The 11,117-nt window shown below is 63.4% G+C and carries 13 protein-coding genes and 1 tRNA gene; 3 read left to right on the top strand and 11 right to left on the bottom strand.

Annotated features, from left to right (window positions below):
- The first annotated feature begins 104 nt into the window (after positions 1 to 104).
- The gene (locus AC5RU9_RS04495; RefSeq protein ID WP_494015501.1) at positions 105 to 914 is read left to right on the top strand and encodes a ParA family protein; all 810 of its coding nucleotides are present in this window, start codon (positions 105 to 107) and stop codon (positions 912 to 914) included.
- Positions 915 to 1,008: 94 nt separating this feature from the next.
- On the opposite strand, the gene AC5RU9_RS04490 is transcribed toward AC5RU9_RS04495, so the two are convergent.
- From AC5RU9_RS04490 to gcvH, 5 genes are all read right to left on the bottom strand, one after another.
- A complete protein-coding gene (locus tag AC5RU9_RS04490) occupies positions 1,009 to 1,602 on the bottom strand; it encodes a MerR family transcriptional regulator (protein WP_211711341.1) in 594 nt (197 codons plus the stop codon).
- A gap of 236 nt (positions 1,603 to 1,838) precedes the next feature.
- On the bottom strand, positions 1,839 to 2,342 hold the full coding sequence (locus tag AC5RU9_RS04485; RefSeq protein ID WP_090825576.1) for a bifunctional nuclease family protein: 504 nt from the start codon (positions 2,340 to 2,342) through the stop codon (positions 1,839 to 1,841).
- The gene (gene ftsR / locus AC5RU9_RS04480; RefSeq protein WP_211711377.1) at positions 2,342 to 3,058 is read right to left on the bottom strand and encodes a transcriptional regulator FtsR; all 717 of its coding nucleotides are present in this window, start codon (positions 3,056 to 3,058) and stop codon (positions 2,342 to 2,344) included. The genes AC5RU9_RS04485 and ftsR overlap by 1 nt, the downstream gene beginning before the upstream one ends.
- Positions 3,059 to 3,078: 20 nt before the next feature.
- Positions 3,079 to 3,555: an FHA domain-containing protein gene (locus AC5RU9_RS04475; RefSeq protein WP_309996450.1), complete on the bottom strand. Its 477-nt coding sequence runs from the start codon at positions 3,553 to 3,555 to the stop codon at positions 3,079 to 3,081.
- Between the two features lie 134 nt (positions 3,556 to 3,689).
- The gene (gene gcvH, locus AC5RU9_RS04470) at positions 3,690 to 4,076 is read right to left on the bottom strand and encodes a glycine cleavage system protein GcvH (protein ID WP_494015500.1); all 387 of its coding nucleotides are present in this window, start codon (positions 4,074 to 4,076) and stop codon (positions 3,690 to 3,692) included.
- Positions 4,077 to 4,193: 117 nt separating this feature from the next.
- Here gcvH and AC5RU9_RS04465 point away from each other — a divergent pair, with 117 nt between their 5' ends.
- On the top strand, positions 4,194 to 4,775 hold the full coding sequence (locus AC5RU9_RS04465; RefSeq protein WP_494015499.1) for a hypothetical protein: 582 nt from the start codon (positions 4,194 to 4,196) through the stop codon (positions 4,773 to 4,775).
- A gap of 61 nt (positions 4,776 to 4,836) precedes the next feature.
- On the opposite strand, the gene AC5RU9_RS04460 is transcribed toward AC5RU9_RS04465, so the two are convergent.
- Positions 4,837 to 6,045 carry an MFS transporter gene (locus tag AC5RU9_RS04460; RefSeq protein WP_494015498.1) on the bottom strand — a complete coding sequence of 403 codons (1,209 nt, stop codon included), beginning with the start codon at positions 6,043 to 6,045 and terminating at the stop codon, positions 4,837 to 4,839.
- 175 nt (positions 6,046 to 6,220) lie between these two features.
- Here AC5RU9_RS04460 and AC5RU9_RS04455 point away from each other — a divergent pair, with 175 nt between their 5' ends.
- Complete coding sequence (locus tag AC5RU9_RS04455) at positions 6,221 to 6,667, top strand: MarR family winged helix-turn-helix transcriptional regulator (RefSeq protein ID WP_494015497.1); 447 nt, start codon at positions 6,221 to 6,223, stop codon at positions 6,665 to 6,667.
- A 127-nt stretch (positions 6,668 to 6,794) separates the two neighbouring features.
- On the opposite strand, the gene AC5RU9_RS04450 is transcribed toward AC5RU9_RS04455, so the two are convergent.
- The 5 genes from AC5RU9_RS04450 to AC5RU9_RS04430 form a co-directional block, all read right to left on the bottom strand.
- A tRNA-Pro gene (locus AC5RU9_RS04450) sits at positions 6,795 to 6,871 on the bottom strand.
- Between the two features lie 141 nt (positions 6,872 to 7,012).
- Positions 7,013 to 8,563: a ribosome biogenesis GTPase Der gene (gene der, locus AC5RU9_RS04445; protein ID WP_211711348.1), complete on the bottom strand. Its 1,551-nt coding sequence runs from the start codon at positions 8,561 to 8,563 to the stop codon at positions 7,013 to 7,015.
- A 10-nt stretch (positions 8,564 to 8,573) separates the two neighbouring features.
- A complete protein-coding gene (locus AC5RU9_RS04440; RefSeq protein WP_494015496.1) occupies positions 8,574 to 9,308 on the bottom strand; it encodes a lysophospholipid acyltransferase family protein in 735 nt (244 codons plus the stop codon).
- Positions 9,298 to 10,011, bottom strand: a complete 714-nt coding sequence (gene cmk, locus AC5RU9_RS04435) for a (d)CMP kinase (protein ID WP_494015495.1) — start codon at positions 10,009 to 10,011, stop codon at positions 9,298 to 9,300. Before cmk ends, AC5RU9_RS04440 begins: the two co-directional genes overlap by 11 nt.
- Complete coding sequence (locus AC5RU9_RS04430) at positions 10,011 to 11,117, bottom strand: prephenate dehydrogenase (protein ID WP_494015494.1); 1,107 nt, start codon at positions 11,115 to 11,117, stop codon at positions 10,011 to 10,013. Before AC5RU9_RS04430 ends, cmk begins: the two co-directional genes overlap by 1 nt.

Raw genomic sequence — 11,117 nt, 5'->3', positions numbered from 1 at the left:
ATGCACCATATGATGTTGAGGGGGCTTCGGCAAACCCCGGCTCCGGTGCTTCCGGAGCCGAATCAGCGCGATACGGCAACCGGCGTTAGGTTTTGGTTTTTCAAGTGCAAGTAGTCAGCATCAGCAGCCTCAAAGGTGGCGTCGGCAAGACGTCCGTGACCACTGGCCTGGCGTCCGCGGCCCTCGCAGCAGGAATCCCCACCCTGGTGGTGGACCTCGACCCCCATGCCGATGCCACGACGGCACTTGGCGTGCAACCAGGCTCGAAGCTGGACATCGGCCGGATGCTGAAGAGCCCCCGCAAGGCCAGGATCCAAGAAAACGTCGCCGGCAGCAGCTGGGTGTCCAACGGTTCCAGCGACGGCACGTTGGATGTCGCAGTAGGTTCCGCCTTCACTGGAATCTATGACCGCCCGGACCTGGGTCGCCGTGATCTTCGCAGGCTGTCCGCGGTACTGGCCGGCACTACCGCCTACGAACTCGTCCTGGTGGATTGCCCTCCGTCCCTCAATGGCCTGACACGCATGGCCTGGAGCGCCAGCGACCGCGTGGTCCTGGTCGCCGAGCCGGGGCTGTTCTCCGTGGCCGGCACCGAACGCACCATGCGCGCCATTCAACTGTTCCGGCAGGAATTCGCCCCCAACCTGGCCCCCGCGGGCATCGTTGCCAACCGGGTCCGCACGGGATCGGCTGAGCACACGTTCCGTTTGGCGGAGATGGAATCCATGTTCGGGGAGCTGCTCTTGACACCCCACATTCCTGAACAGGCCAACTGGCAGCAGATCCAGGGCGCCGCGCATTCGGTGCATCACTGGCCCGGCGACTCGGCCAAGAACTCCGCCAAGCTGTTCGACGCCCTGCTCCAGAACCTCCTGGAAGGCCAGGCCGCCTTGCGGGACCGCCGCCAGCGGTAAGGCCAGGCCCAATACTTCGCAACAAAGGAAGAGCCTCTCCCCCGCGGGGAAGAGGCTCTTACTGTGTCATGCGAATTCTTTGGGTGGCTGGTTCCTAGCCGATGCGGCGCGCTACACGCCGTTTGCTCAGTTCGTCGTCCGGAAAGGACTGCTCGGCGGCGTGCTCGCTTGGAAGAGCGGCCAGGCTTCCCTCAACTTCCCGCCATACGCGTCCAACGGCGATGCCGAAAACGCCTTGTCCGCCCTGTACAAGGTCAATGACCTCGTCGGCTGACGTACATTCATAGACGCTGGCGCCATCGCTCATCAGGGTGATTTGGGCCAGGTCCTCGACGCCGCGCTCCCGCAGGTGCTCCACGGCGGTCCGGATCTGCTGCAGGGAGACTCCAGTATCGAGGAGTCGCTTCACCACTTTGAGGACCAGGATGTCGCGGAAGCCATAGAGGCGCTGCGAACCGGAACCGGCGGCGCCGCGGACGGCAGGCTCAACAAGGCCGGTACGCGCCCAGTAGTCAAGTTGCCGGTACGTGATGCCTGCGGCTTTGCAAGCGGTGGGGCCGCGGTAGCCCGCGTCCTCGTCCAGCACAGGAAGGTCCTCTGTGAAGAGCAAACCTTGGGCGCCGGATGCGGGCGCAGCAATGCTGGCAGAGGACTGCTTCAGCTCGCCTGCTTCGCCTTTCGGACTCACGTGACCTCCTTGTTCTCAGTTCCCTTGGGGACGGTGCACACACCGATACAACACCGAAATGCAGCATTGTAATTCCCGCAAGGCGGCACCTTCCAGTGTGACTTGCGTTGGCAGTGGATGCAACGGGAACTTGATACCTTCGACGTTAGGCCCGTGGGGCTCCGAGGTCAAAGACCTTGGGCCCGAATTCCAGTCGTGTCGAAAGTTTCACCCTCAACTTTAGGCTTAGGGTGCCTTCAGCCCTCGAAATCCTCGGGCTCAACGTCATCCAGGAACTCGCGGAAGCGACGCATTTCACGTTCTTCGTCCACGGTTGGATCCGGTTCCGAGTCTTCGCCTTCGTCGTGTTCGGTGATGCGGACGCCGGCTTCGTCCATCACGGCGTCGGCGCACCAGATACGGCATTTGGCCCGCAAAGCAAGTGCCAACGCATCCGACGCGCGCGAACTGACCACCGTGCCGTCGTCGAATTGCAGTTGGCCATAAAAGATGTTGTCCTCGACCGCCACAATGTTGACGCTGATAATCGAATGCCCCAAGGATTCCACCACATCGACCAGGAGATCGTGGGTCATGGGCCGCGGAGGGACGACGCCCTGCTGGGCAAGGGCGATGGCGCTGGCCTCAGGGGTACCTATCCAAATGGGAACGTGACGCTCGCCATTGAGTTCCCGCAGAAGGACCAGCGGCTGGTTGGACGGCAGTTCAATCCGGACGCCGACGATTTCGACCTCGATCATTAGCCGTCCATCCGGGAGATGTGTCCGTGGACCAGCGCCCTGTGAAGAGTCAGGCAGAGATCGCTGATCTCGCGGGCGGCCTCGGCTGCCCGCGCCTGGGAAGCGGCGTCGCGGCGGGATGTCAACGGAGCAACAGCCCGCTCGACCAATCCGAATTCGCGTTCCGCAGCCGCCTGGAACGGCCGGAGGTGGCGCGGTTCAAGCCCATGGCTTTCCAACTGGACACATGCCCTGGCGACTTGGAGGGCGTGCTCGTCAAACTTCCCGCCGCTATGGCTGATCAGTCCGAAGCTCAGGAGCGACTCCAATAAGGGCACGCTGGCGCCGGACTCGGCACGCAGTTGCTCCTCCGTCAGTGCCCGGGCACGCCCCTGCACTTCTGCTGCCATCTCCGCCGAAACAACCCTGGGAGAAACCGTGACGCCAGGCGGCAGGTTCTCCGGCCGCTCTCCACGGTCGATGGCATCGAGGTAATCCTTGATGACTTTGAGCGGCAAGTACTGGTCGCGCTGCAGGGCGAGGACAAAACGGAGCCGCTCCACGTCGTGATCGGCGTACTGCCTGTACCCGGCGGGTGTCCTCTTCGGGTTAATGAGGCCCTTTTCCTCGAGGAAACGGATCTTGGACGCAGACATCCCCGGGAAGTCATCGCTCAGCTGTGCGAGGACTTCCCCGATGTTGAGGACCTGCGGTCCGCGGCGGTCCGGCTGGGCAATAGCCACAGGCAGATACCCCGTCAGACTTGGCCTGCTGCGCGGACAGGGCTCAGGTAGTAGGTCAACCGGAACTTGCCGATCTGGACCTCATTGCCGCTCTTGAGCTGCACGCGGTCAACGCGGTCGTGGTTGACGTACGTTCCATTGAGGCTGCCCATGTCCACCAACTCGAAACCGGTAGCCGTCCGGATGAACTGGACGTGCTTGCGGGACACAGTGACATCGTCAAGGAAGATGTCCGCATCGGGATGACGTCCGGCCGTGGTGGTGTCCGCGTCGAGCAGGAACCTGGCGCCGGCGTTGGGTCCGCTGTGCGCGATCAGCAAAGCCGAGTTCGGAGGCAGGGCGTCCACTGACGCCCGTTCCTCGGCGCCCAACTGGGGGGCGATGCTGGGCTCATCCCACGTTGGCGTGATGCTGATCGAGGTGGTCTCCGACGTAGGCTGCTCCTCCGCGCCGTTCCCGACATTGGCTTGATTCTGTTCGCCGCCAACCATGGAATTTCCTCCTCATCCGCCGGCAGTTCCAAACCCTGCCAGCACTTCCGCATCCCGGTACCGCCGGGCAAATCGGTTCCCGGCCCGCCGTACCCCTTCCCACGAGGGGAAACGGCCTGACGGGCCAGATAACTTTAGCCTACCTGTTGTTCGTACTCCGATGCACTGAGCAAGGAATCCACGGCGTCTGCCTCGGCCAGTTTTACTTCGAACAGCCAACCTTCGCCGTAAGGGTCGGAGTTAATGAGGGCAGGATCAGTATCAAGGGCGTCGTTGCGATTAATGACTTCTCCCGTCACCGGAGCGTAGATATCGCTGACGCTTTTGGTCGACTCGACCTCCCCCACCACTTGGTTTCCGGTGACCTTGGTGCCGGGTTCGGGCATTTGGGCGTACACGACATCGCCCAGCGCATCCTGTGCAAAGTCGGTGATGCCAATCCGCACCACTCCTTCGGAGTCCGGAGCGGACACCCATTCGTGTTCTGCGGTGTAGGAAAGATCTGCTGGAATATTGCTCACGGGTGGCCTTTCATCGGGATAATGGCGAATCTCGACGGCGGCCCGCAATGCTGGCCACCGCTGAAAGTATAGGCACAATTCCCCTGCACCCAAGGGGGTCTCTGCCATGATTGACCCATGACTGAACAAGCACAAGTACCAGCTCGGAAAAAGGGCAATGCGGGGGTCAAAGTCATTCTGATACTGGGGGCGTTGCTTGTCGCGGTTTGCGCCTACTTTATTCTTGGCGCCATACTCCCGCGCTGGTGGTCCGATGTCATCGCCGGGCAAATACGGCGGGACCTTGGAGCGAGCGTCCTGGTGGGCATGTTTTACGGCTTCGTCTTCACCTTCATTCCCTTGCTTGTGGCCTGGCAGGCCACCCGCAGAGCCGTGACCTGGCCGTGGAAGATCGCCATCCTCCTGGTAGCTGTCGCTATCGCCACCCCCAACCTGCTCACCGCCGGGATAGTTTTCGGCAGCACCGAGTCAGCCCATGCGGGCCAGCGGACCTTGAGCGTGGATGCAGGATTCTTCACAACCTGGACCGCAATTTCCGCGATTGCCGCCGTGGTGGCCTTCGTTGGAATCACAGTGCTTTGGGCTGTATGGAGGAGGCGAGGAAAGCAGATGAAAGCTTTGAAGCAGGCCGAAAGCGAACGCGCCAGGGCCGCCAGGAACGCAGCCGCGGAAACCCCCGACTCGACGCCCTTGGCATAGGACGCCAAAAACCCGCCACGGAACGGTCCGTGGCGGGTTTTTTTCTGCTGGCGGTTCCGCCTCAGGCGACAGTCGCCCCGCGTGGTTCGCGTTCGACGTCGGACGCTGCAGCAGGTGCCGCGGCTCCCCCGCGCCTGGCCGTGGCGGCAGCAATGACCATGACCACCAGTGCTGCGACAGTAATGCCGGCGCCGGCCCAGATGGGTGACGTGTAGCCGAGCCCGGCCGTGATGGTCACGCCGCCGAGCCAGGCTCCCAGCGCGTTACCCAGGTTGAAGGCACCGATGTTCGCCCCGGACGCAAGCGTCGGCGCTGTAGAGGCGAAATGCATGACCCGCATCTGCAGGCCAGGGACTGTCGCGAATCCAAACCCGCCCATCAGCGCCAGGGAGATCAACGTGGCAATGCCGTTGGAAGCAGTGAGGGCAAAGAACACCAGTACGACGACGAGCCCCGCGAGGATGACGATGAGTGTCTTATCCAAGGCCTTGTCCGCTGCCTTGCCACCGAGGAAGTTTCCAACAAAGAGTCCGCCTCCGAACAGCACCAGGAGCCACGGCACCGCACCGGACTCGAAACCGGAGACCTCCGTCAGGGTAAAAGCAATGTAGGTGAAGGCACCGAACATTCCACCGAAGCCCAGGATGGTGACCACGATGGAGAGCCAGACCTGGCCGGACTTGAAGGCACCCAGTTCGCTGCGAAGGCCCTTGGTCGGTTCCGTGCTGGCCTTGGGGACCATGAGCGCGATACCGAGGAGTGCGATGACACCAATAGCGGTGATTGCCCAGAAAGTGGAGCGCCAGCCGAAGTTCTGGCCAAGGAGGGTTCCAAAGGGCACGCCCAGCACATTGGCGGCCGTCAGGCCGGTGAACATGATGGCGATGGCTCCGGCCTTCTTGTGGGACGGGACCAGGCTCGCGGCCACCACCGACCCGATACCGAAGAAGGCGCCGTGGCAGAGCGCGGCGACAATGCGGCCAATCAGCATGGCCGTGTAGCTGTCGGCGATGGCGGAAAGGAAATTGCCGGCAATGAAGAGGACGAGCAAACCCATGAGGACAGGTTTACGCGGCAGGCGGGTTACCGCAGCCGTCACCAGCAGGGCACCGACAGTGACGCTGAGGGCGTAGCCGGAAATGAACCATCCGGCAGAAGCCTCGCTGACCTGGAAGTCGGCAGCAACCTCCGGCAGGAGGCCCATGATCACGAATTCGGTCAATCCGATGCCAAATCCGCCTAGGGCAAGGGCAATCAACCCTGCGGGCATGTGGAGCTCCTTATCTGGGTGGTTCCCACGGGAGTGGAAGTGCGCCGCCGGGAACCGTAGAATATTAGTTGCAGACGCTCTATATATAGTTGCACACGCTAGATACTTGCGCAAGCAACTACTTTTCCTGGTGCGTCTGCCCGGATCCGCCAAACAACTGAGGAGCACAGCACACATGGGCATCAAGGATGACGCCGTCGAGGTTCGGGCACAGGGCTGGCGCACCCTTGCAGCCCTGCACGGAAGCATCGAGGCGGAACTGGAGAAGGCGCTGCAGGCCGCCAGCGACCTGTCCGTGGTTGAATACACGGTCCTGGACGCCCTGAGCCGCCAGGACGGGTGGCACATGCGGATGCAGCAACTGGCCCGCGCCACTGCCCTGTCCAGCAGCGCCACTACCCGCCTGGTCAACCGGCTTGAAGACCGCGGACTCCTCACCCGCATTCTGTGCGCAGATGACCGTCGGGGTATTTACACCGAACTGACGGCGGGCGGCCAGAAACTGCTCGAGGCAGCCAAGCCGGTCCATGACGACACCCTGGCTGCGGCACTGGATGCGGCCGAGGCCGTGCCGGAGCTTGAGCCCCTGGTCCGGGCGCTCGGGGCACTGCAGAAGGCCTAGCCAGAATCCCGGTCTTGTTCGTTTTCCCAGGCATTGAACGCCGGGCCCAACGGACAAGCCGGGAGAGCATGGCACGTTAACGACCAAAGGCCGGAATCACCGCGTTTCCGCGTGATTCCGGCCTTTATGGTCGGGCTGACAGGATTTGAACCTGCGACCCCTTGACCCCCAGTCAAGTGCGCTACCAAGCTGCGCTACAGCCCGCTGGTTCCACCGTTCTCCGCCTAAGTTTTCCTCCGAAGAGTCCCACCTAAGCAGTCCGGCCGAACCACCTCCAAAAGCTTACACGAAGTTGGAGGGTGCCAACGCCATCTCAGCCAAACTCGGCTGTGATGCCCGTCTCAATCAGCGCTTCTTGCCGCGCTTCTCGCGAACACGCATGTTGACCTCGATGGGCGTGCCCTCAAAGCCGAACGTTTCGCGGAGGCGGCGGGTGATGAAACGGCGGTATCCGGGGTCCAGGAAGCCGGTGGTGAACAGCACGAACTTCGGCGGCCGGCTTGATGCCTGCGTGCCGAAGAGGATACGCGGCTGCTTGCCACCACGGACGGGGTGCGGGTGTGCGGCAACCAGTTCGCCCAGGAACGCGTTCAGGCGTCCGGTGGGAATACGGCGGTCCCAGCTCTCCAGTGCCGTGTCCAGCGCAGGAACCAGGCGGTCCTTGTGCCAGCCGGTCTTGGCTGAGATGTTGACGCGCGGTGCCCACTCAACGTGGGCCAGGTCCTGCTCGATTTCGCGCTCAAGGTACCGGCGGCGTTCGTCGTCCAGCAGGTCCCACTTGTTGAACGCGAGAACCAGCGCACGGCCGGACTCAATGGCCAACTGGAGGATGCGGACGTCCTGCTCACTGAGGACTTCGTCGACGGCAAGAAGCACGACGGCGACCTCCGCCTTTTCGAGCGCGGCCTGCGTACGCAGGGACGCGTAGAAGTCCGCACCCTGTGCCATGTGCTGGCGACGGCGGATACCGGCAGTATCCACGAAGCGCCAGGTGCGGTCGCCGAGTTCGATGAACTCGTCAACAGGGTCGCGCGTGGTGCCGGCCAAGGTGTCCACCACCACACGCTCGGAGCCCGCAAGCTTGTTCAGCAGCGAGGACTTGCCCACGTTCGGGCGACCGATCAGCGCGATGCGTCGCGGTCCGCCAGTGCGGTCAACGCCTTCCACCAGCGAGTATTCGGGCAGGGTGTCCATGACGTGGTCAAGGAGGTCGGCGACTCCGCGGCCGTGGAGTGCGGAAACGGGGTACGGCTCGCCAAAGCCAAGGCCCCACAGCGTCGCCGTGTCGGCTTCCTGGGCGAAGTCGTCAACCTTGTTGGCCACCATGATGACCGGCTTCTTGCTCTTGCGGAGCATCTTCATGACGCCCTCGTCCGTGGCGGTTGCGCCGACGGCGGAGTCCACGACGAAGAGCACGGCGTCTGCTAGTTCAACAGCCATCTCGGCCTGCTCAGCGACCCGGGCGTGGATGCCCTTGGCGTCGTGCTCCCATCCGCCGGTGTCCACCAGGGTGAAGTTGCGGCCGTTCCAGTTGGCCGAGTACATCACGCGGTCGCGGGTCACGCCGGGGGTGTCTTCCACCACTGCTTCACGGCGTCCCAGGATGCGGTTCACCAGGGTGGACTTGCCCACGTTCGGCCGGCCGATGATGGCGAGGACGGGGTCCAGCTTCAGGGGGCCTTCGTCGCCCTCGTCGCCGTACTCGCCGCTCAGCAGCGCTGCATCTTCTTCATCGAGCTCGTAATCGTCCAGGCCCGCCCGGAGGGACGCGGCGCGGAGTTCGGCCTCGTCGTCGTCCAGGGCAGCCAGGTTCTCCGCCACCTGGTCGGTGCCGGTGGGCGTGTATTCGTCGTCGCCGGCTCCGTGGAGGCCGGATTTTTGAGTCGTATCGCTCATTGCACTTTCCTTAGGGGTGGTCTGCCGGCGTCCCGGCTACTGCTGTTTGGCGGTGCTGCGAAGTGGATGCTCCGGGCGCAGGCTCGCTGGGGAGGCCCTGGCCCGTGGCCCGGATGGCGTCCTGGACGTGTTCGGCCAGGGCGTCGCGGATGTCCGCAGCCGCCCTGTCCATTGAAACACGCCCCGGCTCGCCCTTCCGGCGCTTCACCGTGACTGGTTCGCCGAAGCTGACATAGAGCTTCCGGCGTGGTTTGGGGATATGGTCCCGATGCTCTTCACCCTGACGGGTTCCAAGAATGGCGACCGGTATGACTGTCGCGGCAGAGTTCAGTGCCAGCCAGGCAACTCCGCTGCTGATGCTTTCGGCGGAACCGCTCCCCCGGCTTCCTTCCGGCAGGATACCGACGCAACGGCCGGCGTCGAGCAGTTTCCTGGCGGTATGCAGGGCCACGCGGTCCCCTGTACGGTCCACGGGAATCTGCCCGGAGCCCCTGAGGACCTTGCCGAGGATACCTGTGAACATCTCCTTCTTGACCAGGATGTGCATGGGGCGGGGCGAAGCACCGAACATAACCGGGCCGTCGAGGAAGCTGATGTGGTTGGCGGCGAAAACCACCGGTCCGGCGGCGGGCACGTTACTTTTGCCCGTGACCTCGGTCCGGTAGAACACATGGTCAATGATCCATCCGATGGGACGGCTCCACAGCCGCGTCCATGGCGCTGGAAGCTGGTTCTCAGTCGCCATAGATGACCTTGCTGACGATCGCCAGGGCAGTATTCACCGTCTCCTCGAAGTCCAGGTCCGAAGAATCGAGCGTCACTACGCCGTCGGCTGCCTGCGTAAAGTTCACCACCGTGGAGTCCTTGGCATCGCGCTGGATCACCTGGGCGGCCAGTTGTTCCTTGCTTTGCGTGCCACCCAGCTGGATGCCACGACGCCGGAGCCTGGCTTCCTCACTGGCGGTCAGCAGCATGCGGACCTCGGCATTGGGGACGACGACGGTAGTAATGTCGCGTCCTTCCACCACCATGCGGTGGTGGTGCTGGCCGATGAGCTCCCGCTGCCGGCGAATGAGTTCCGTGCGCGCTCCAAGGGTGGTGGCGACCGCACTCACCGACGAGGAAATGAGGGGGTCCCTGATTTCCTCAGTGATATCCGTTCCGTCCACGGCTACATACTCCGTGGCCGTGGACGTGCTGATTTCCAACGGGATTTTCTTGGAGGCGTCCTCCACCGCGGCGCCGTCGTGAAGGTCCACACCGGTCTTCAGGCAATACCAGGTCAGGGCACGGTACATGGCGCCGGTGTCGAGGTAGGCCAGCTTCAAGCGCCTGGCCACCTCTTTGCTGACGCTGGACTTCCCGGAACCTGAAGGGCCGTCGATGGCAATCACCAAAGGCTTGCCGGGGCGGGCAACCGTTTCGGGGCCAAAGAATTCTCGTGTCATTACTGGAGTACCCGCCATCCACGGTCAGTCAAAGCTTCAACAAGGAGGTCGTGCTTGCTGGGAAGCACGGAAAGCTCCACCATGCCCACGTTCTGACCCGACGAATGGTCGAGCCGGAGGTCTTCGAGGTTCACGCCGATCTCGCCGATCTCCGTCAGGAGCTGCGCGATCTGGCCTGGCTTGTCGTCCACCAGGATGGTGAGCCACGAGTAGGCCTGCGGAGGTCCGCCGTGCTTGCCCGGGATCCGGGCCTGCCCCGCATTGCCCTCGCTGATGAGCTGTGCAAGGTCAAGCCGGGCGCCGGGTGCCAGGGGTTCTTCCAGTGTTCCGATCAGGCGGTTCAGGTCCTCGCGGACGCCGTGCAAAATCGACACCACCTTGTTCGCATTGCCGCCCAGGATCTGCACCCACAGCGTGGGATCGCTGGCCGCGATGCGGGTGGTGTCCCTCAGTCCGTTGCCCGCCAGGGACAACGCATGCAGCGGCGTCCCCTGGAGACGGCTGGCGAGCAGGGATGACATGATCTGCGGCAGATGCGAAACCAAGGCCACGGCTTCATCGTGCTCGTCGGCGGTGAACTGCGAAACGGTCGCCCCGAGATCTCCGGCGAGGGACCGGGCCGCCTGCAGGGCCGCACTTCCGGTTTCCTCCGTCGGACAAACAACCCACGGCATGGATGTGAAAAGCTCACCGCGCGCCGCGACCGGACCCGACTTTTCCCGGCCGGCCATGGGATGGGTACCCACGTACCGGGTGAGATCCACGCCCCGCTCACGCAGTTCAGCCTGGATGGCGGCTTTCACGCTGGCAATATCGACGACGACCGCGGACGGGTAATCCGCAAGCGCCTTCTCCACGACATCGGCCGTGACGTCCGGCGGTGCGGCAACAACAACAAGCTGGGGTTCCTGGTCCAGCTCCGCCAACGGACGCCCCGCGCCGATATCCACGGCAACGGCCTGGTTGGTCGGTGACGGATCAAAAAGGAAGACGGGAACCCCGCGGCCGCGCAGGCCCAGGCCTATGCTGGCCCCAAGCAGGCCTGTACCGAGAACGACGACCGGGCCATCGAGATGGCCCCGGCCGTGCGTACCGAATGCCGACAT

The organism is Arthrobacter sp. B0316-5-4, assembly GCF_059090325.1.
This window is presented reverse-complemented; position numbering and strand designations above follow the sequence as displayed.

Bases quoted from the DNA above. Each gene is read 5' to 3' on its own strand.
- AC5RU9_RS04475 (WP_309996450.1), bottom strand. From the start codon at position 3,555: ATGGTTGGCGGCGAACAGAATCAAGCCAATGTCGGGAACGGCGCGGAG.
- AC5RU9_RS04485 (WP_090825576.1), bottom strand. From the start codon at position 2,342: ATGATCGAGGTCGAAATCGTCGGCGTCCGGATTGAACTGCCGTCCAAC.
- der (WP_211711348.1), bottom strand. From the start codon at position 8,563: ATGAGCGATACGACTCAAAAATCCGGCCTCCACGGAGCCGGCGACGAC.
- AC5RU9_RS04455 (WP_494015497.1), top strand. From the start codon at position 6,221: ATGGGCATCAAGGATGACGCCGTCGAGGTTCGGGCACAGGGCTGGCGC.
- AC5RU9_RS04440 (WP_494015496.1), bottom strand. From the start codon at position 9,308: ATGGCGACTGAGAACCAGCTTCCAGCGCCATGGACGCGGCTGTGGAGC.
- cmk (WP_494015495.1), bottom strand. From the start codon at position 10,011: ATGACACGAGAATTCTTTGGCCCCGAAACGGTTGCCCGCCCCGGCAAG.
- AC5RU9_RS04465 (WP_494015499.1), top strand. From the start codon at position 4,194: ATGACTGAACAAGCACAAGTACCAGCTCGGAAAAAGGGCAATGCGGGG.
- AC5RU9_RS04460 (WP_494015498.1), bottom strand. From the start codon at position 6,045: ATGCCCGCAGGGTTGATTGCCCTTGCCCTAGGCGGATTTGGCATCGGA.
- AC5RU9_RS04430 (WP_494015494.1), bottom strand. From the start codon at position 11,117: ATGTCGGCATTCGGTACGCACGGCCGGGGCCATCTCGATGGCCCGGTC.